The following is a 19,132-nucleotide window of genomic DNA, read 5'->3' as shown; positions in this document are numbered from 1 at the left end:
CCGACAATGTCGTTCCTATCGCCGCTCGATCGCGGTTTTGGATGGTCCGGTCCATTTCCATGGACTGCGAAGAAGCACGAGGGACCGGTTCGTCGAGGCGGCGGCACGACCACGCATGCTGTCCAAGCCGCAAGTCTGCAGTCGAAAGCCCCTTCCACGACGCCAAGCCGTGGGACCTGCGTCAACCCCGAGACGCCGTCGAACTGCGTCAGCGCTATCCCATGGTTGGCATCAGGATCAGGCCGAAGGCATGGCGCTCAACGACACCGAACACGACCGGATCATCGCTATCCGATCCGCCATAGGCCGGAACTGACCATCTCTTTCGATGCCGCACCGAATTGCGAAGCGATCTGCCTGGACGCGTTCGACTCCATCCCGCGTCCAGGGGAGATCCCGACGGATTTCATCGAGGATCAGTCTCCGTAGGGGATCCAGATATTCTTCACCTGCACCGCATGGTTCAGGAAGATGCGCCCCTCGGCCGCGGCGGGATCGGCCCAGTCCAGCGCGAGGCCGTTGTCGACGAGCGTGCGCTTGAGGTTGCCGGCCGACAGGCGCTCCGCCTCGCGCGACGCCGTCTTGGAGCCGAAGACCCAAAGCGCGTCGAGATCGTCGTGGGCGGCGAGATCCTTGGCCAGAGCCTCCCGGCTGCCGGTCACGATGTTGACGACGCCGGCCGGCAGATCCGAGGTTTCGAAGACCTGATAGAGATCGGTGACGCTGAGCGGATGGCGCTCGCTCGGCACGGCGACGACACGGTTGCCGGTCGCGATCAGGGGCGCGACGAGGCTGACGAAGGCCAGCAGCGGCGCCTCGTCGGGGCAGACGACCCCGACCGTGCCGATCGGCTCGTGCATGGCCAGCGCGACGCCGCGAAGGGGCGGCGAATGCACCGCGCCATCGAACTTGTCCGCGAAGGCGCCGTAGGTGAAGAGGCGCGACACCGCCATGTCGACTTCCACTGATGCCTTCGCGCTTTCGACGCCGGTCGCCAGAGCAATGCGCGCGGCGAACTCTTCGGCGCGGGCCGAGAGGTTCTCGGCGAGATAATAGAGGATCTGCGCCCTGTTGTGCGTCGAGGCCCGCGACCACCCCTCGGCGGCGCGCGCCGCTGCGACGGCGTTGCGCAGATCCTTGCGGTTGCTCTCGCCGACCTCGCCGATCACCGCGCCCGTGGCCGAGCGGATCACCCGCGAGCCGTTGCCGTCGGGGCGCGCCTGCTTGCCGCCGACGAAGAGTTTGGCGGTGCGGTCGATCGCGCGCGGCTCGAAGCCGCGCGGTCCCGCCTGCGGGAAATCGGATGCGGAGACCGCCTCGCGCGGGCGGCGCCGGCCCCAAGCATTGGCTTTCAGATACTCGAGCGCGCCTTCGCGGCCGCCCTCTCGGCCGAACCCGCTCTCGCGATACCCGCCGAAGCCGACGCCGGCATCGAAGAGGTTGGTGGCGTTGATCCAGACGACGCCCGCCTGCAGCTTCGGCGCGATGTCGAGGGCAAGGCCCACCGTCTCGCTCCAGATGCTGGCGGCAAGGCCGTAGCGCGAGTTGTTGGCGAGCATCACCGCCTCGTCGGGCGTGCGGAAGGTCATCGCCACCGCGACCGGCCCGAAGATCTCCTCGCGCGCCACGATCGACGAGGGATGCACCTCGGTAAGCAGCGTCGGCGGATAGAAGGACCCTCCGCCTTCCGGCATCGCGACCGGCGCCTGATGAAGCACCGCGCCTTCCCGGACGCCGGCCGCGACGAGTTCCTCGATGCGGGCCAGTTGCACGGGATCGACGATCGCGCCCATGTCCACCGCCTTGTCGAGCGGCGAGCCGACGCGCATCACCTCCATGCGCCGCTTCAGGCGACGCACGAACTCGGGCGCGATGCCCTCCTGCAGGAGGAGCCGCGAGCCGGCGCAGCAGACCTGGCCCTGGTTGAACCAGATGGCATCCACCACGCCTTCGACGGCGGCGTCGAGATCGGCATCCTCGAAGACGATGAAGGGCGACTTGCCACCGAGCTCCAGCGTCAGGCGCTTGCCCGAGCCCGCCGTCCTCTCGCGGATCTGCCGGCCGACCTCGGTGGAGCCGGTGAAGGCGATCTTGTCGATGCCGGCGTGCTCGACGATCGCCGCGCCCGTCTCGCCGGCCCCGGTCACGACGTTCAGGACCCCGTCCGGCAAGCCCGCCTCGCTCGCGAGCTCGGCGAACAGAAGTGCCGTCAGCGACGTGTATTCGGCCGGCTTCAGGACGACCGTGTTGCCCAGCGCCAGCGCCGGGGCGATCTTCCAGGCGAGCATCAGGAGCGGGAAGTTCCAGGGAATGATCTGGCCGACGACGCCGAGCGGCGAATAACCGACGAACTCGCTCTCCTGCAGCTGCGCCCAGCCGGCATGGTGGTAGAAGTGGCGGGCGACGAGCGGCACGTCGAGATCACGCGTCTCGCGGATCGGCTTGCCGTTGTCGATCGCCTCCAGGACGGCGAGCAGCCGGCCATGGCGCTGCACCATGCGGGCCAGCGCGTAGAGGTGCCGGGCCCGGCCGTGGCCGCCGAGCTTGGCCCAGGGCCCCTGCGCCCGACGCGCGGCGGCGACCGCCGCATCGACATCCCCCACCGTTCCCGAGGCGAGCCGTGCCAGCGACTTGCCCGTCGCCGGCTCGAAGGTCTCGAAGCTGCCGCCCTCATCCGACGGGCGGAAGGCGCCGTCGATATAGTGGCCGAAGCCGTCCGAGTGCCGCGACAGCCACTCGCGCGCCGGGCCATCGGCTTCCGGGGCCGGACCGTAATCCATCGTGTCGAAGTAGTGCGCCACGTTCATGACTATCCCACCGCATGCCGGTTGAAGGCCGAGTACCGGCCGGTGACGTGATGTTCGAGCTGGCGCTCGATGTCGGCGAGAAGACTGGAGGCGCCGATGCGGAAGAGGTCGGGCTCCAGCCAGCGGCGGCCGAGCTCCTCCTTCATCAGGAACTGGTAGGTCAGGATGTCCTTGGCGGCCGAGATGCCGCCGGCCGGCTTGTAGCCCACCATGAAGCCCGTCGCGTCGTGATACGAGCGGATCTGGCGCAGCATGGCGAGCGTCACCAGCGGCGTCGCGTTGACGCCCTCCTTGCCGGTCGAGGTCTTGATGAAGTCGGCCCCCGCCATCATGCAGACGAGCGAGGCCTTGGCGACGTTGCGCAGCGTCTTGAGATCGCCGGTCGCCAGGATCGCCTTCACATGGGCCGGGCCGCAGGCACGGCGGAAGTCCCGCATCTCGTCGTAGAGCGCCTGCCAGTTGCCCGTCAGCACGTGCTCGCGGGTGATGACGATGTCGATCTCGGCCGCGCCGTCCGCGACCGAGGCCTCGATCTCGCGCAGCTTCACGTCATGCGGGGCGAGACCCGCGGGAAAGCCGGTGGAGACGGCCGCGACAGGGATGCCCGAGCCCTTCAGCGCATCCACCGCCGCCGCCACGAAGCGATGGTAGACGCAGATCGCGCCGGTGGTTATGCCCCGGTCGCCCATCGCCATCGCGTCGAGCAGGTCCTGTCGCACCGGGTTCCTGGCCTTGGCGCAGAGCCGGCGCACGCGCCCTTCGGTGTCGTCGCCGGAAAGCGTCGTCAGGTCGATGCAGGTGACGGCCTTCAGGAGCCAGGCGGCCTGCGCGTCCTTCTTGACGCTGCGGCGGCCGGGAAGCGTCGCGACGCGCCGCTCGGCGGCGGAGAGATTCACTCTCGTCGCCGACAACCAGCCGAGATCGAGCGGCATGCCTTCGTTGCGCGGCAGTTCGGCATGGGGCTGCGCACCCGATGGCCGAACCGGCGATGCGATCGCATGGACCGGCATCCAGACCTCCTTCCATCCGGCGCGAAGGGCCGCGCCTTTATGTTATGATTCTTTCATTTGTGACTTTTGTATCGGCTATTCCCGATGATCGTCAAGCCGATTTGCGCGGGATCTCGGCCCCCTCCCCCGCGGTCACGCCGTCCTCGGTGACGAGGGCGTCGAACTCACTAAGGACTGCGAAGAAGGCCGGGCGAATGCGCCCGGTCTTGCTCGTGTCGGCAACGAGGTAGCGGCGCGAGGCAGCGCCCATCGCCCGCTTCTTGTAGGCGACCTCATGGAAGTGCGAGCAGCTCACCCCGCGCTCGGCATGGATGCCGCCGGCCGAGACGAAGGCTGCGTCCAGGCCGATACGGCCGAGGCTTTCCAGGCTGTCGTCGCTGGAAAAAGAATCGGAACCCGGCTGATAGACCCCACCGAGCAGCACCAGGCGGACGTTGCGCTTGGCGCGCAGGGGATCGGCGACGTTCAACGAATAGCAGACGACCGTCAGCGGCATGTCCGGCGGAATCAGTTCCGCGAGATGGAAGAGCGTCGTGCCGCAGTCGATGAAGATCGTCTCGCCGGGCGACACCAGTCCCAGCGCATGGGCGCATGCCTCGCGCTTGGCCTTGGCATGGCTGTCCGCCTCGTCGGCGAACACATAGGAGCCGGCACCGCCCCCCGTCCCGAGATCGGCGGCGTTGACGATATGGCCGCCGAGATAGGCGAAGCGCTCGCCATGGGCGGCGATATCGCGCCGCACGGTCATTTCGGACACGCCGAGAAGATCGGCCGCCTCGCGCAGATGCAGGACCCCGCGCACGCTCAGCGCCTCGCCGAGACTTTCGATCCTGCTCGCCTTCGATTTTCGCATGTCTCGCCGAACCATCCGCGCGGCCGGCCATCATGCCGGTCGCGCCCACATCGAGCGAGATTATGTTAGGATCGTGACAAATGCCAGTCCCGTGGTCACACGAAGGCTCAAGCCTCGTCGAGCAGCGACAGGGCCGTCTCCTCGTCGGTCACGAGGACGTTGAGATAACGGGCGCGAAGACAGCCAAGCGCCACCGCGCGCTTGGCGATGCCGGCGCATATTCCGATCGAAAGGTCGCGCGAGAGCGCGAGGCGCAGATCGAGCGCGATCGTGCGTTCGTCGATCGCCGGGTCGACGATCCCGCCGTTCTCGTCGATGTAGCGGCTGAGAACGTCGCCGACCGCGCCCTTGCCCCGGAGCGCCGCCGTCTCGGCTTGCGTGACGAAGCCCGACTGGACGAGGACGGAGTCCGGCCCGATCGTGCCCATGCCGAAGCAGATGACGGGCGCGCGGCGGCCGAGATCGAGAACGCCGGCGATGGTTGGGTCCTGTTCGAGCGCCAGGCGCGTCGCGGCATGGCCGAGAATGGCGGGGACGGGAAGCAGCGTCGCCGTGCCGTTGGCGGACCGGGCGAAGAGTTCGGCCGTGTTGTTGGTGCGCACCGAAGGCGCGCGGATGTTCATCGCGCCGTTGAGGAGCACGACCTCGACGCCCTCGTTCCAGAAGGGCGGCAGATGGCCGGCGACGGCGCTCATCGTGCGCCCCCAGGAGACGCCGATCAGCGGCACGCGGCCGAGACCTGCGATGAACTGCGCGGCGCCCTTGGCGACGGCGTTGAGCACGAGACGCTCGTCGGTCTCGCCATCGATCGCGACGACGACCGTCTCCTTCAGACCCCATCGACGCTGGAGGCGGCTCTCGAGCGAAGGCAGGCGCGGCGCGCGCGGCATGATCTCGATGCGCACGATGCCGCTCTCGCGGGCTTCCGTCAGAAGGCGGCTCGCCTGCCAGCGCGTCAGCCCCAGTTCCTTGGCAAGGTCCGCCATGGTCATGCCGAGGTCGTAGTAGCGCTTGGCGACCTGGATCATCAGCGACTCGCGCTGCTCGCCCGATATCGAGCGGAACTGGATGTCGCGATCCACCGGTTCGAGGCTCATGCAGGCGGCTTTTCCCTTTGGCGCGCGGCGAGCCGGCGCGACAGGGGCGCCAGAAGCTCGGTCGCCTCAAGATAGTCGCCGAGAAGCTCGTTGTAACGGGCATGGGCCGCCAAATCGGGCTCGATCATCCGGCCGGGCTGCACCACGGCCTTCGCCGCGGCATGAAGGTCCGGCACGAGGCCGGCGCCCGCCGCGGCCGACGCCGCGGCGCCGATGATCGTCAGGTTGGCCCGCGAGGGCAGTTCCACCGGCCGGCCGATGGCGTCCACCGTCGCCTTCAGCCAGAGCGGATTCTTCGAATAGCCGCCCGAGGTGACGATCCGCCGGCAAGGCACGTCGAGCTCGTCCATACGCTTCAGGACATTGGCGGAGGCGAGCGCCACGCCTTCGACGGCCGCATGGTAGAGCGCCGCACGGTCGTGGCCGAGCGACAAACCGAGCACCGCGCCCCGCAGGTGCGGATCGCGATAGGGCGTGCGGTTGCCCATGAAGTAGTCGAGCGCCAGAAGGCCGCTGCCGCCGACCGGGATGCGGCTCGCCGCCTCGCAGAGTTCGTCGTGGCCCGTCCCGTCCAGGGCGAAGATCTCGCGCGAGAACCAGGACAGGACCGAGCCGGCCGAAACCTGGCCGGCTTCCACCAGCCAGTGACCGTCAACCAGCGCATGGGGATAGGGCCCCCAGAACCCGGTGACGGGCCGCTCCTCGGTCAGCTGGAAGAGGTGGACGACCGAGGTGCCGCCGATCATCAGGAGATCGCCCGACGCCATCGTGTCCGCCCCGAGCATGCCGATATGCGCATCGATGCCGCCCTGCGCGACGACCGGACGGTTGCGGAGGCCGAGATGGTCGGCCGCGACCACCCCGAGGCGTTCGATGGGGGCGCCGACCGGGAGGATCGGCTGCGGCAGCTTGGTGGCGAGATCCGGAACACCGAGCGCGGTGAAGAGATCGTCGTGGAAGCGGTGTTCGACGCTGTCGAAATTCCACTTGCAGGTCGCGTTCATGCGCGAGCCGACCCAGGCGTCGGTCAGCTGGAAGTTGATCCAGTCGAGGCACTCGCAGATCACCTCGGCGCGGGCGTAGGTCTCCGCCTCGTGCCGGCTCAGCCACATGGCTTTCGGCACCAGCCACTCGGCGGCGTCGCTGCCGCCGGAAAAGCCGAGGACCGGATGCTCGGCCGCCGCGGTGCGGTCGGACTCGGCCGCCGCCCGGCAGTCCATCCAGAGCAGCGCCGGGCGCAGCGGCGTGCCGTCGCGGCCGCAGACGACGACCGTGGAGGCGGTCGTCGCCGCGCAGATGCCGGCGATCTCGGGTGACCCGAGATCGGCCATCACCGCCCGGCAGGCACGCCCCAGGGCCTCCCACCAGTCGGCCGGCGCCTGCTCGGCCCAGCCGGGCTGCGGATGGCGCGTCGCATAGGGCTCCTCCCGCTCGGCCAGCATGCGCCGGGCGGCGAGATCGAAGACGCCGACCCGGACGCCGCCGGTGCCGAAATCGAGGCCGAGGAGGAGCGCCATCCCAGCGCCTCAGGGCCGGAACATGATCTTGGAGAAGAAGTCGTGTCCGCCCTTCAGCGTCTCGAACATGGCGGGAAGCTCCTCCAGCGGCAGTTCGTGGCTGATCATGAAATCCCATTTCAGCTTGCCGGTGACGAGCGCGTCCAGCGTCACCCGCCACTGCTTGCCGGGGAACGGGGCGCCGAACGAGTTCCAGGACCCGTGCAGCGAGACCTCCTGGCGCAGGAAATGCTGGAAAGTCTTGTTCTCGAGCGACACGTCGGCGACCGGAATGCCGATGAAGACGACATGACCGCCGGGCGCGGCCATGCGCACGGCCGCGTTGATCGAGGAGGGATGGCCCGCCGCCTCGATGATGAGGTCGCAGGCGTGGTCCGCCGGCACGGTCTCGCCGGCGAGATAGGTGTAGGTCGCTCCGGCCTCGCGCGCCTGTTCGAGCTTGCGCTCCGACACGTCCACGGCGACGATCTCCGTGCACCCCATCATGCGCATCCACTGGATGGCGAAGAGGCCGATCGGGCCGCAGCCGATGACGCCGCCCCGGTCGCCCATCGTGGGCTTGGCCTTCCAGATCGCGTGGAGCGCGATGGAAGCGGGATCTGTCATGGCGACGGCGCGCGGGTCGGCGTCGGCGGGCGCATGAAGGAGGTTGCCGGTCGGCACGGCGACATATTCGGCATAGGCCCCGTCGCGGCGGCTGCCGAAATAATCGTAGTTGCGCGCCCGCGAAAAGTTGCCGGTCAGCGACTGGTCGCAAGGGTCGGTCGGGATCAGGGGCGCAACGGCGACGAGTTCGCCCTCGCGGAAATCCTCGACCCCCTCCCCAAGCGCCTCGATGCGGCCGGAAAACTCGTGGCCGCAGATGATCGGCATCTTGTGCGCGCCCTTCGTCAGCATGCGCGGCAGGTCGGACCCGCAGACGCCGACCGCATCGACCTTGAGGAGCACTTCGCCCGGGCCGGCGACCGGCTTGGGAACGTCTTCCAGGCGGATGTCGCCCGGCGTGTACATGACGGCTGCGCGCATGGTCTTGGTGTCCTTGTCGGAAGATGTCAGGCGGCCTGGAGGCGCGACGTGTAGGCGTCGAGGGCGAGGATCGCGTCGCGCACGATCGTCGGCGACAGCGGTGTCGCCACGCGGCAGATGATGGCACCGGGTTTCAGCGCAGCCTCGGCGACGCGCAGGATGTCGTCCGGCGTGGTCTGATCGAGGCCAAGGTCGGCGAGCGTCGTTGGAAGGCCCACCGCGCGGCAGAACCCTGCCACCTCCTCGATTTCGGCGAGTGGCCGCCCTTCGAGCATCAGGAGACAGAGCGTGCCGAAGGCGACCTTCTCGCCGTGGAAGAAGCGGCGCGTCTCGGGCAGCACCGTCAGGCCGTCATGGATGCCGTGCGCGCCGGACACGCCGCAATTCTCGAAGCCGAGACCGGACAGGAGCGTGTTCGCCTCGATGATGTTCTCCACCGCCGGGGTCAGAAGACCGCGCTCGGCGGCGAGTTTGGCGGCGAGGCCGTCGCGCATCAGCACCTCATGGCAGGTGCGGGCGATGGCGATGCCGGCGAGCGGCGCCGGGAGATAGGGACGAATGAAGTTCGGCGAACGGGACTCCAGATTGGAGCGAGCCTCGAAATAGGTCGACAACGCGTCGCCCATGCCCGCGACGAGGAAGCGCGCCGGCGCCTTGGCGACGAGCGCGCTGTCGACGATCACGATGTCCGGATTGCGCGGCAGCGAGATCGCCTCCTGCATCACGCCCTCGGTGGAATAGCGGACCGCGATGGCGCTGCAGGGCGCGTCGGTCGAGGCGATGGTCGGCACGACGGCGATGCGCGCGCCATTTCGGACGGCGGCCACCTTGGCCGTATCCGCCGTCTTGCCGCCGCCGACGCCGGCGACGACATCGGCCCCCGCCTCGGCGACGAGCGCCGCCACGCGATCGATCTCCTCGGTGCAGCATTCGCCGCCGAAGAGTTCGATCCGCGCCTCGACCCCCGCCTCAACAAAGGACCGGCGGATCGCCGCGTCATGATGTTCGGCCACGATCCTGTCGACCAGCAGGAACGGCCGCGGGCCCAGATCACGCAAGTGTTCGGCCAACCGGTCGATCTCGCCGGCGCGCTGCACGTAGCGTCCCGGGCCGCCATAGGCGCGGCCTTCCGCGGACTGCCATCCAATGGCGGTCGTCATGGGCGTCCTTTCCGGTGAGTCGCGCTGGCTCCGGCCAGCGCGGGCTCCACCCTAGTTTTCACGGATGCTTATGTAAATCACAAATGTGAATCGGCGTCACCAACCGCTGACGACATAGCCGCCGTCGACCGGCAGGGTCGTCGCCGTGACGAAGACGGAGGCGGGCGACGCGAGGAATACCACGGTGCCGACGAGATCCTCGACCGTGCCCCAGCGCTTCAGCGCTGCCTTGCGGGCGATGGTCGGGCCATGCTCGTCATGGGTCCAGAGATCCTTGGTCATGTCGGTCTTGTGGTAGCCGGGAGCGATGGCGTTGACGCGAATGCCGTCCGCGCCGAAGCGGTGGGCCAGCGCCCGCGTCAGGCCCATGATTCCGGTCTTCGAGGCGCCATAGGCCGGCACCCGCTCGTCGGCGAGGAAGCTCAGCATCGAGGCGGTGTTGACGATGGCACCCCGCGAAGCCTTGAGCAGCGGATAGGCGGCCATGGAGAGCCGCATCGCGCCGTTGAGATTGACGTCGATGACCTCGAGATAAGGCTCCTCCTCGTATTCGAGGTCGGGCTTCACGATGCCGGCGCTGTTGACGAGGACGTCGAGCGAGGGCAGCGCCCCGACGAAGGCGTCGACAGCGGCGCGGTCGCGCACGTCGAGCTGCTCGAAGCGGATGCCCGCGTTGGCGGGATCTGCTCTCGCGGCGTCGAGCTTGTGCGGCGAGGAGCCGGTGGCGACGACCTCCGCGCCCAGGACGGCGAAGCCGCGCGCGATGGCGGCACCGATGCCGGTGGAGGCCCCGGAGACGAGGACGCGCTTGCCCGCGAACAGGTCCGGTCGGAAGGTCGATGTGATTTCCTGCATCATGCTTTCTTTCCGCGAAAAGCCGTTCTGTCCGCCTCAGTCGGCGGCGAGACGGTCGAGGTCGTCGTAGAAGTCCTGGGCCCCGCGGTAGAGCCGGTCGAAGATCGGCTGCATGCGGGCGTAACGCTCGGCCCAGGCCGGATCCGGCGCGATCTCCGTTGTGTGGCGCACGAGCGCGGACACCGCCTCCTCGACATCGCGGAAGCGGCCGGTCGCAACGCCCGCCATCACGGCGCAGCCGACGAGGCCGCATTCGGCCTCTTCGGGCACGACGACCGGGATGCCGTAGAGGCTCGCCTTGATCTTCAGCCACAGCGCGGTCTTGGCGCCGCCGCCGGAGGCGACGACCCGTTCGAGCCGCGTTCCGGCGGCCGCTTCCATGACCTTGAGATGCCGCGCCGAGGCGAAGGCGACGCCCTCCATCACCGCGCGGTGGAGATGCGCCAGGCCATGGCCTGCGCCAAGGCCGAAGAACTGCGCCCGCGCATTGCGGTGGAGCCCGAGCCGCTCGCCGGTGAGGTAGGGCACGAAGAACAGGGCGTCGGCGCCGGCCGGGGCTTCCGCCGCGCGCGCGACGATGTCCTCGTAGCTCAAAGCGCCCTCGTGGAAGGCCCGGCGTGCCCAGCGCATCGCGTCGCCCCCGGTCTCCAGAAGCACGAACGCGCCCCAATGGCCCTCGACCGTCGCGACATTGCAGATTTCGGGATCGAGCAGCGGCCTTTCGGCGATCAGGGTCAGGATGCAGGACGTGCCCGTGACGTCCGAGGCGAGGCCCGGCCGGCAGACGCCGGAGCCGAGCAGCGCCACCGGATAGTCCGCTCCGCCGACGAGAACGGGCGTTCCCTCGGTGAGGCCGGTTTCCCCAGCGGCTTGCTGACTGACGGCGCCCAGGATCTCCATCGGCTCGCGGATCGGCGGCAGGAGGCCCCGATCGAGGCCAAGCCGCGCCAGCATCGCGTCCGACCAGTTCCTCGTCGTGGGGTCCATCAGGAACGAGCAGGAGGCGTCGCCGGTGTCCATGGCGCGTTCGCCCGTGAGGCGGAGATTGATGAAGTCCTTCGGCATCAGCAGCGTTTCGGCGGCGCGATAAGCCGCTGGATCGTTGTCGCGCAGCCATTGCAGCTTGAAGCCCGGCCAGGCCGGCGTCGGCGGATTGCCGCTAGCAGTGAGATAGTCCGCGTCCGGGAAGGCCCGCTCAAATTCGGCGACGAGCCCGGCGGTGCGCTTGTCGTTCCAGAGCGGCACGTGGCTTCGCGTCAACTGGCCGTTGCCGTCGACCAGAACCGTGCCGTGCATCTGGCCGCAGGCGGCCACCACCGCGACCCGGTCCCGACCGCCCTCGACCTTGGCAAGGACGCCACGAACCGTTTGCGCGACGCCCGTCCACCAGTCGTCGGCGCGCTGCTCGGCCCAGCCGAAGGCCGGCACGATCTGGTCGTGCTCGCGGGCCACGACGTGGAGGATGCGGCCCGAGCCATCCACGAGGGCAGAGCGCACGCTGCCCGTTCCGACATCGATCGACAGCGTGAGATCGCGCGCGGCCATGGCGATGTCAGACCTTCAGCCGGCCGGTTCCGTATTGCAGCAGCATCGCGATGACGATGATGACGCCCATGTAGACCTGCTGGTGGTAGCCGGGCACGCCGCCGAGATTCATGATGTTGGCGATGATGCCCATGATCAGCGCGCCGAGCAGCGTGTTGATGACGCCGCCGCGACCGCCCATCAGGCTGGCGCCGCCGATCACCACCGCCGCGATGACGTTGAGCTCGGCGCCGACGCCGACCTGCGCCGAGCCGACGCCGGTGCGGGCCGTCGAGATGATGCCGGCGATCGCCGCGAGCGCTCCGGAGACGACGTAGACGGTGAGGATGTAGCGCGGCACCGCGATGCCGGAGAGGCGCACGGCCTCCTCGTTGGAGCCGATCGCCTTCACGATCCGGCCGAAGCGGGTGAAATTCAGGACGAGACCGCCGATCAGGAAGACGGCGAACATCAGCCAGACCGGCAGCGGCAGACCGAAGGCGAACCCTGAGCCGAAGTTCGAGATCGCCGCGCCCGCCTCGCCCAGCGGGATCGGCCGCCCGTCGGAGATCATCAGCGAGAGGCCGCGTGCGATGGCGAGCATCGCCAGCGACATGACGAAGGACGGCAGGCGCAGATAGGCGACGAAGAAGCCCGTCACCAGTCCGCAACCCATGCCGGCCAGGATGACGAAGGCGATGGACGCCGGTTGGCCGAAGCCCATGAAGTGGATGAAGTGCGCGGTCAGCACCGAGCCCAGCGCCGCGATCGAGCCGACCGAAAGATCGATGCCGCGCGTCAGAATGACGAAGAGCATGCCGACGGCCATGATGCCGGCGCCGGCGGCGACCTGTCGCAGCACGTTCAGGATGTTGACGCGGCTGAGAAAGGCGTCGGACCAGACGCTCGCGGCGACGACCAGCACGAGAAAGATCGCCAGCGTCGCGAAATGCTGGATGACGTTCGCGAAATCGACCTTGCGTGTTTCGCGGCTCTGCGTCTGCGAGACCGTGGTCATGCTGCGTCACCCTGCATCGTCTGGGAAGCGGCCACCGATCGGATCATGGCCAGGGACAGGAGGTTTTCCTCGCTGTAGCGTTCGGGCAGGAGTTCGCCCCGGATCTCGCCTTCGCTCATCACGAGGACGCGGTCGCACAGGCCGAAGAGCTCCTGGTGTTCGGAGGAGATGACGAGCACTGCCTTGCCGGCTTCGGCAAGCTTGTGGACGAGCGCGTAGATTTCCGTCTTGGCGCCGACATCGACGCCGCGCGTCGGCTCGTCCAGGATGATGACGTCGCCCTCGGCGTGAAACCACTTGGCGAGGACCACCTTCTGCTGGTTGCCGCCGGACAGGCTCGACACCGGCGCGTCGACGCCGGCCGACTTCAGGCGCAGCGACCGGCCGAGGTCCTCGACGATCGCCCGTTCCCGCCCGCGCCGGAGGAAGCCGAGCGGCCCCGTGACGGACGTCATGCGCGCCATGGTGGCGTTGATGCGGATGGCGTTGTCGAGAACCACGCCCTCGTGCTTGCGATCCTCGGGCACGAGGCCGATGCCGGCGCGCACCGCGTCGCGCGGGCTCGCGAAGCGGACTTGTCTGCCGCGGAGGCGGATCTCCCCGCTCTCCAGGGGATCGGCGCCGAAGACGAGGCGCGCGACCTCGGTGCGGCCCGCGCCGACGAGGCCACCGAGGCCGACCACCTCGCCGGCCCGCACCGAGAAGGACACGCCGCGGACCTTGGCGCCGCGCCGGAGATTCGTCGCTTCCAGGACGGTCTCGCCGATGGCGCGCCGGCCCTTTTCCGGGAACATCGCGGCGAGCGGCCGCCCCACCATCATCCGGATCAGCTCGTCCACGGTGATGGAGGACGCCTCGACCGTCCCGACGAGCTGGCCGTCCTTCATCACGGTCATGCGGTCGGAGATGCGCATCACCTCGTCGAGGCGGTGGGAGATGTAGACGATGCCGACGCCGTTCCTGCGAAGGCCCGCGATGATGCCGTGGAGACGCTCGGCGTCCTGCGCCGACAGGACGGCGGTCGGCTCGTCGAAGACGATGATGCGCACCTCGCGCGCAAGGGCCTTGGCGATCTCGACCACCTGCTGATGGGCGACCGCGAGGCTGCCGACGGTGCGGCCGGGATCGATGGCAAAACCCAGCCGGTCGAGAAGCGCCTTGGCGCGGCCTTTCAAAGCGCCCCACGAAATGACGCCCGGCAATTCACCGAGGAAGATGTTCTCCGCGACGGTGAGATCGGGGGCCAGCGCCAGTTCCTGATGGATCACGGCGATGCCCCGCGCCCGCGCCTCGCGCGGGTCGCGCATCGTCACGGTCTCGCCACCGACCTCGACCGTGCCGCTCGTCGGCGTCAGTTCGCCGCCCAGCACCCGCATCAGGGTCGACTTGCCGGCACCGTTCTCGCCGAGCAGCGAATGCACCTCGCCGGCGCGCACGTCGAAATCGACGCCGCGCAGCGCGTGGATGCCGCCGAAGGATTTGGTGATGGCCGACAATCGGGCGAGTTCGGTCATGACGTCTCCCGCATGAACCATGGAAGCGGCGACGGCCCGTTGGAAGCCGCCGCCCTGTCAGGCCTTACGAAGGACCGATCAGAACACCGCGTCGGCGCGGTAGTACTTGTCGACGTTCTCCTTCGTGATCACGGCCGGGTCGGTGAGCTTCAGCTTCGGGAAGTCGGCCTCCAGCGTGCCGTTCATCGCTTTCAGGCCGATGTCGACGGCGGTGCGGGCGACGAGGTCGGGGTCGTTGAGCCCGGTTGCGCCGTACTTGCCTTCCTTGATGGCGGCGAGCGCCTCCTTCTGGCCGTCGGCGGCGGCAAGCACGAGGACGTCGGTGGAGCCGACGCCTTCGAGGGCCTTCATCGCGCCGAGCGCCATGGAATCGTTCTCGCCGATCACGACGTTGACGTCCGGATGGGCGGTGAGAAGGTCTTCCATGGCCTTGAGGCCGCCCTCCTGCTCCCAACTGCCCCAGCCCTGGCCGACGACCTCGAAGGTGGACTTGCCCTCGTTGGTAAGCTGGCCCTCGACGACACCCTTGAACACGCCGAGACGGCGGTCGCGTCCGACCTCGTTGCCCTGCGATCCCGAGAGGAGCGCGATCTTCATCGGCGTTCCCTGCATCCGCTTGGCGAGCCACTGGCCGACGAGATAGCCGTTCTGGTCGTTGGAGGAGCGCACCTGCGTCACGACGTTGGCGCTGGTGTTGATGGACGAGTCCATCACCACGACCTTGACGCCCGCGGCGGAGGCGGCGTTGGCGGCGGCGACGAGGCCCTCGGGATCACGCGGATTGAGGATCAGGAGCTTCACGCCCTTGGCGACCATGTCCTCGACGTCGGCGATCTGCTTGTTCATGTCGTTCTGGCCATCGGAGGTCGAGACCTCGCAGCCGGCCTTCTGGGCCTGGTCGAGCGCGGCGGCCTGCTGGGCGGCAAAATAGGGCGCGCTGAGGGTGTACATGGCGACACCCACCTTGCAGTCGGCCGCACTGGCGGAGCCGGCGGTGCCGACGACGCATGCGACGGCGAGCATGCAGCCCGAAAGGGACAACGTCTTCATCAGTTCCTCCACGAAAAGGGCGTGTCTCCCTCAGCCCTTCTTGTAGCGTAGTTACATTGGTACGAGACCGTCAAGCCCTCCAGATCCGCACATCCGTGATCGGATTGTTCGTATGTGGGAGTTATTGCGCTGCAATAACCGTTTCTATCGCGCAGCGGTAGAGTGGCGACCGTCTGCGGAAGGCACCCCCTTGCGTTCGTCCCGTTCTATTTGTAGCATTTCTACAAACTGGAGGACCCGGGATGAAATTGCGCGAGCCAGGAATCTTCACCGTCGACGCCGTGGCCGGCGAGTTGCGCGGCGCGGGCACGCGATACCGCAAGACGCTCGGCGACCTCCAGGGACTCTACGAGGACGACGCTGCCTTCGAGCGCCTCCTCGCCGAGCGCGGCGCCGACGCCGTCATGTACGAGGTCACCGACCACAAGCCCTCGTCCGACGCCGGCGACATGATCATCGGGGTGACGCGCATGATCCCCGGCAAGGTGGGGCGCGAGTATTTCCTGACGCGTGGCCATATCCACGCCAAGGCCAACCGTCCGGAGATGTACTACGGCGAGGCCGGGTACGGCCTGATGCTGCTGGAATCGCCTGACGGCGAGGTCCGCGTGGTCGAGATGCGGCCGCGCACCGTCTGCTACGTGCCGCCCTTCTGGATCCACCGCTCGGTGAATGTCGGCGCCGAGGACCTGGTGATGACCTTCGCCTATCCCGCCGATTCCGGCCAGGACTACGACATCATCGCGAAGGCCGGCGGCATGCGCCAGCGCATCGTCGACGACGGGGCGGGCGGCTGGACGGCGGTCGACAACACCTCCTGGCGCCCGCGCCCCGCCGACCTCGTGGCTTCGCTCTACGGGCAGGCGGCATGACGACGATCCGATCGCCCTACCCGCCCGCGGCACGCCCGACCTTCTACTTCGTCGGCGTCACCACGGGCAAAAGCTCCATCATGAAGGTCTTTCCGGCCTGGGGTCAGTATCTCGGCCTCGACGCCGAGATACGCGGGATCGACCTGCCCCTGCACGCCGATCCCGCCGCCTATCGCGAGGTCGTCGCCTTCATTCGCGACGATCCGAACTCGGTCGGCGCGCTGGTGACGACGCACAAGATCGATCTCTTCAAGGCCGCCCACGATCTCTTCGACGAGATCGATCCCCACGCGCGGCTGATGGACGAGACGAGTTGCATCTCGAAGCGAGGCGGTCGCCTCGTCTGCCATGCCAAGGACCCGATCACCTCCGGCCTTGCGCTGGACGGCTTCCTGCCGGAGCGCCACTTCGAGCGGACCGGCGCCGAACTCTTCTCCATGGGAGCCGGCGGCTCCACCATCGCGCTCACCTGGCACATGATGCAGGCGAGCCGGGGCGCGGACCGCCCGTCGCGCATCCTTGTGTCGAACCGGAGCCAGGGACGGCTCGACGAGATCCGCCGCATCCACGAGGCCATCGGCTCCGACGTGCCCGTCGACTACGCGCTCGCGCCGAGGCCTGAGGACAACGACGCGGTCCTGGCGTCCCTCAAGCCCGGCTCGCTCGTGATCAACGCAACGGGCCTCGGCAAGGACGCGCCGGGCTCTCCCTTGAGCGACGCCGCCGTGTTCCCCGAGGCCGGCATTGCCTGGGACCTCAACTATCGCGGTGACCTCGTCTTCCTCGATCAGGCACGAGCCCAGGCCGAGCCGCGCCGGCTTCAGGTCGAGGACGGCTGGACCTACTTCCTCTACGGCTGGACGCAGGTCATCGCGGAGGTCTTCCACATCGATATCCCCTCCAGCGGTCCGCGTTTCGACGAGATCTCGGCGATCGCGACGCGCGCTTCGAAAGCGTGAACGCGGTGGAGCGGATTCTCGTCACGCCGCGCTCGCTCACCGCCGCGCCGCATCCGGCGGTGGAGCGCTTGCGCGCGGAGCGCTTCGACGTCGTCTATTGCACCCCGAACGCGCTGCCGGACGAAGCGGAGCTGCGCCGGCTTCTGCCCGGCACGGTCGGCTGGCTCGCGGGCGTCGAGCCCGTATCGGCCGCAGCGATCGAGGCGGCGGACGCGCTGCGCGTCGTCAGCCGCAACGGCAGCGGCGTCGACAACCTGCCCATGCCGCTTCTGGCCGCGCGGGGCGTCGCCGTCTGCCGGGCGGACGGCGGCAATGCGGCCGGCGTCGCGGAACTCGCGATCGCGCTCGCCCTCTCGGCCCTGCGCCAGATTCCCTTCGCCGACCACGGCCTCAAGGGCGGCGAATGGCGTCGCCGGCGCGGGCGCGAGATCCGCGGGCGGACGGTCGGCGTCGTCGGCTGCGGCGCCATCGGCGGCGAGGTCGCCCGGCTCTTCGCAGCGCTCGGCGCCTCGATCCTTGGCCACGATCCGGCGCGGCCCGCCCTCGCCATATCAGGCGATCGCCTGCGCTGGACCGACCTGCCAACCCTGTTCCGGGAGTCCGATCTCGTCACCTTCCACTGCCCGTCCATGCCGGACAACCGGCCGCTTCTCGACAGGGCAGCGATGGCCGCGCTGCGCGACGAGGCGATCGTGGTGAACACGGCGCGTGCCAGCCTCGTGGACGAGGACGCGATGATCGAGGCCCTGGACTGCGGCCGGGTCTTCGCCTACGCCACCGACGTCTTTCCCGAGGAGCCGCCGCGCTCGCACCGCCTTCCCGGCCATTCGCGCGTCATCGCGACGAGCCATATCGGCGGGTTCACGCAGGAAAGCGTCGATCGCGTCACGGAACTCGCGGTGGAGAACCTCCTTCGGACGCTGCGGCCTTGAGCGCCCGCCTCACCGCCACTGCGCTTTCGGCAAGTCTCGCCGAGCGCCTGGCGCGCGAGCCGCTGGCGGAGGCGGGCGAGGTCGCCCTGTTCTGGCTCGGCCAGGCGGGCTTCGTCCTGGAAGCCGCCAGACGGCGTCTCCTGATCGACCCCTACCTGTCGGATTCGCTGGCGGCGAAATATGCGGGCAGCGCCACCCCGCACGAGCGCATGATGCCGGCCCCGGTCGCGCCGGAGACGATCGGCCGGGTGGACGCCGTGCTTCTGACCCATCGCCACACCGACCACATGGACCCGGAGACCCTGCAGCCGCTGGCACGGCGCTTCGACGATCTTCGCTTCGTCGCGCCGGCCGCGGAACGAGGCGAAGCGCTTCGGCGCGCCGGCATCGAAGCGGACCGGCTTCTCGCCGTGGATGCCGGACAGCGACACGAGATCCTGCCGGGCGTGGCGATCTGCGTGACACGCGCCGCGCACGAGACGCTGGAGCGGGACGCGGACGGGCGCCACCGCTTCCTGGGGTTCGCGATCGAGGCGGAAGGCGTCACCGTCTTCCATTCGGGCGACACCGTCCCCTTTCCCGGACAGGCGGAGGAGGTCGCAGCGCTCCGGCCGGACCTCGCCCTCCTGCCGGTCAACGGCCGAAGCGCCGCCCTCACGGCCGCCGGGGTCGCGGGGAACCTCACCGCCGCCGAGGCGGCTGCGCTCTGCCGCGCGGCCGGCATCCCCGCGATGCTCGCCCACCATTACGGCCTGTTCGCCTTCAACACGGCTGAACCGGAAGCCATCGATGCCCTCGCGGCCACGGTGTCCCCCCTCAGGATGGAGCGGGCGCGAACCGGGCTCGAATATCGGCTGTGCGCCGCGCCCCGGCTCGGTTGACGACGGATGGAACACGCAGCCATTCTCCGCCCGGAAACGGCATGGAGCAGGCACGGC

General features: G+C 68.8%; 16 protein-coding genes. 4 read left to right on the top strand and 12 right to left on the bottom strand.

Annotated features, from left to right (window positions below; translation table 11 throughout):
• Nucleotides 1–416: 416 nt before the first annotated feature.
• From AUL34_RS11085 to AUL34_RS11030, 12 genes are all read right to left on the bottom strand, one after another.
• Entirely contained in the window at nucleotides 417–2,807 is a 2,391-nt protein-coding gene (locus tag AUL34_RS11085; RefSeq protein ID WP_061933775.1) for an aldehyde dehydrogenase family protein, read from the bottom strand.
• Nucleotides 2,808–2,809: 2 nt separating this feature from the next.
• Complete coding sequence (gene deoC, locus AUL34_RS11080) at nucleotides 2,810–3,739, bottom strand: deoxyribose-phosphate aldolase (RefSeq protein WP_370539043.1); 930 nt, start codon at nucleotides 3,737–3,739, stop codon at nucleotides 2,810–2,812.
• A gap of 169 nt (nucleotides 3,740–3,908) precedes the next feature.
• A complete protein-coding gene (locus AUL34_RS11075) occupies nucleotides 3,909–4,670 on the bottom strand; it encodes a DeoR/GlpR family DNA-binding transcription regulator (RefSeq protein WP_061933773.1) in 762 nt (253 codons plus the stop codon).
• 107 nt (nucleotides 4,671–4,777) lie between these two features.
• Nucleotides 4,778–5,767, bottom strand: a complete 990-nt coding sequence (locus AUL34_RS11070; protein WP_061933772.1) for a sugar-binding transcriptional regulator — start codon at nucleotides 5,765–5,767, stop codon at nucleotides 4,778–4,780.
• Entirely contained in the window at nucleotides 5,764–7,284 is a 1,521-nt protein-coding gene (locus AUL34_RS11065; RefSeq protein ID WP_061933771.1) for a ribulokinase, read from the bottom strand. The genes AUL34_RS11070 and AUL34_RS11065 overlap by 4 nt, the downstream gene beginning before the upstream one ends.
• 9 nt (nucleotides 7,285–7,293) lie before the next feature.
• Nucleotides 7,294–8,310, bottom strand: a complete 1,017-nt coding sequence (locus tag AUL34_RS11060) for a galactitol-1-phosphate 5-dehydrogenase (protein WP_061933770.1) — start codon at nucleotides 8,308–8,310, stop codon at nucleotides 7,294–7,296.
• Between the two features lie 26 nt (nucleotides 8,311–8,336).
• Nucleotides 8,337–9,470 carry a glycerol dehydrogenase gene (locus AUL34_RS11055; protein WP_061933769.1) on the bottom strand — a complete coding sequence of 378 codons (1,134 nt, stop codon included), beginning with the start codon at nucleotides 9,468–9,470 and terminating at the stop codon, nucleotides 8,337–8,339.
• Between the two features lie 96 nt (nucleotides 9,471–9,566).
• Entirely contained in the window at nucleotides 9,567–10,325 is a 759-nt protein-coding gene (locus tag AUL34_RS11050) for an SDR family oxidoreductase (RefSeq protein ID WP_061933909.1), read from the bottom strand.
• A gap of 36 nt (nucleotides 10,326–10,361) precedes the next feature.
• On the bottom strand, nucleotides 10,362–11,870 hold the full coding sequence (locus AUL34_RS11045; RefSeq protein ID WP_061933768.1) for an FGGY-family carbohydrate kinase: 1,509 nt from the start codon (nucleotides 11,868–11,870) through the stop codon (nucleotides 10,362–10,364).
• 7 nt (nucleotides 11,871–11,877) lie between these two features.
• Complete coding sequence (locus tag AUL34_RS11040; RefSeq protein ID WP_061933767.1) at nucleotides 11,878–12,867, bottom strand: ABC transporter permease; 990 nt, start codon at nucleotides 12,865–12,867, stop codon at nucleotides 11,878–11,880.
• Nucleotides 12,864–14,381, bottom strand: a complete 1,518-nt coding sequence (locus tag AUL34_RS11035) for a sugar ABC transporter ATP-binding protein (protein ID WP_061933766.1) — start codon at nucleotides 14,379–14,381, stop codon at nucleotides 12,864–12,866. Before AUL34_RS11035 ends, AUL34_RS11040 begins: the two co-directional genes overlap by 4 nt.
• A 78-nt stretch (nucleotides 14,382–14,459) precedes the next feature.
• Nucleotides 14,460–15,404 (bottom strand): substrate-binding domain-containing protein, encoded by a 945-nt coding sequence (locus tag AUL34_RS11030; protein WP_370539042.1) that lies wholly within the window; start codon nucleotides 15,402–15,404, stop codon nucleotides 14,460–14,462.
• Between the two features lie 269 nt (nucleotides 15,405–15,673).
• Between AUL34_RS11030 and AUL34_RS11025 the strand changes: the two genes are divergently transcribed.
• Genes AUL34_RS11025 through AUL34_RS11010 form a run of 4 tightly spaced genes read left to right on the top strand, consistent with a single transcriptional unit; the run spans nucleotide 15,674 to nucleotide 19,075 of the window.
• On the top strand, nucleotides 15,674–16,303 hold the full coding sequence (locus AUL34_RS11025; RefSeq protein ID WP_061933764.1) for a glucose-6-phosphate isomerase: 630 nt from the start codon (nucleotides 15,674–15,676) through the stop codon (nucleotides 16,301–16,303).
• On the top strand, nucleotides 16,300–17,262 hold the full coding sequence (locus tag AUL34_RS11020) for a shikimate dehydrogenase (RefSeq protein ID WP_061933763.1): 963 nt from the start codon (nucleotides 16,300–16,302) through the stop codon (nucleotides 17,260–17,262). The genes AUL34_RS11025 and AUL34_RS11020 overlap by 4 nt, the downstream gene beginning before the upstream one ends.
• A gap of 5 nt (nucleotides 17,263–17,267) precedes the next feature.
• On the top strand, nucleotides 17,268–18,194 hold the full coding sequence (locus AUL34_RS11015) for an NAD(P)-dependent oxidoreductase (RefSeq protein ID WP_061933908.1): 927 nt from the start codon (nucleotides 17,268–17,270) through the stop codon (nucleotides 18,192–18,194).
• Nucleotides 18,191–19,075 carry an MBL fold metallo-hydrolase gene (locus AUL34_RS11010; protein ID WP_061933762.1) on the top strand — a complete coding sequence of 295 codons (885 nt, stop codon included), beginning with the start codon at nucleotides 18,191–18,193 and terminating at the stop codon, nucleotides 19,073–19,075. Before AUL34_RS11015 ends, AUL34_RS11010 begins: the two co-directional genes overlap by 4 nt.
• Nucleotides 19,076–19,132 lie beyond the last annotated feature (57 nt).

Source organism: Aureimonas sp. AU22, from assembly GCF_001463745.1.
Classification (GTDB): Bacteria; Pseudomonadota; Alphaproteobacteria; order Rhizobiales; family Rhizobiaceae; genus Aureimonas.
The sequence above is the reverse complement of the archived record's forward strand: the minus strand, read 5'-3'. Positions and strand labels throughout refer to the sequence as shown.

Coding starts and splice junctions, on each gene's coding strand:
- AUL34_RS11085 (WP_061933775.1), bottom strand. CDS start 2,807: ATGAACGTGGCGCACTACTTCGACACGATGGATTACGGTCCGGCCCCG.
- deoC (WP_370539043.1), bottom strand. CDS start 3,739: ATGCCGCTCGATCTCGGCTGGTTGTCGGCGACGAGAGTGAATCTCTCC.
- AUL34_RS11075 (WP_061933773.1), bottom strand. CDS start 4,670: ATGCGAAAATCGAAGGCGAGCAGGATCGAAAGTCTCGGCGAGGCGCTG.
- AUL34_RS11070 (WP_061933772.1), bottom strand. CDS start 5,767: ATGAGCCTCGAACCGGTGGATCGCGACATCCAGTTCCGCTCGATATCG.
- AUL34_RS11065 (WP_061933771.1), bottom strand. CDS start 7,284: ATGGCGCTCCTCCTCGGCCTCGATTTCGGCACCGGCGGCGTCCGGGTC.
- AUL34_RS11060 (WP_061933770.1), bottom strand. CDS start 8,310: ATGCGCGCAGCCGTCATGTACACGCCGGGCGACATCCGCCTGGAAGAC.
- AUL34_RS11055 (WP_061933769.1), bottom strand. CDS start 9,470: ATGACGACCGCCATTGGATGGCAGTCCGCGGAAGGCCGCGCCTATGGC.
- AUL34_RS11050 (WP_061933909.1), bottom strand. CDS start 10,325: ATGCAGGAAATCACATCGACCTTCCGACCGGACCTGTTCGCGGGCAAG.
- AUL34_RS11045 (WP_061933768.1), bottom strand. CDS start 11,870: ATGGCCGCGCGCGATCTCACGCTGTCGATCGATGTCGGAACGGGCAGC.
- AUL34_RS11040 (WP_061933767.1), bottom strand. CDS start 12,867: ATGACCACGGTCTCGCAGACGCAGAGCCGCGAAACACGCAAGGTCGAT.
- AUL34_RS11035 (WP_061933766.1), bottom strand. CDS start 14,381: ATGACCGAACTCGCCCGATTGTCGGCCATCACCAAATCCTTCGGCGGC.
- AUL34_RS11030 (WP_370539042.1), bottom strand. CDS start 15,404: ATGCTCGCCGTCGCATGCGTCGTCGGCACCGCCGGCTCCGCCAGTGCG.
- AUL34_RS11025 (WP_061933764.1), top strand. CDS start 15,674: ATGAAATTGCGCGAGCCAGGAATCTTCACCGTCGACGCCGTGGCCGGC.
- AUL34_RS11020 (WP_061933763.1), top strand. CDS start 16,300: ATGACGACGATCCGATCGCCCTACCCGCCCGCGGCACGCCCGACCTTC.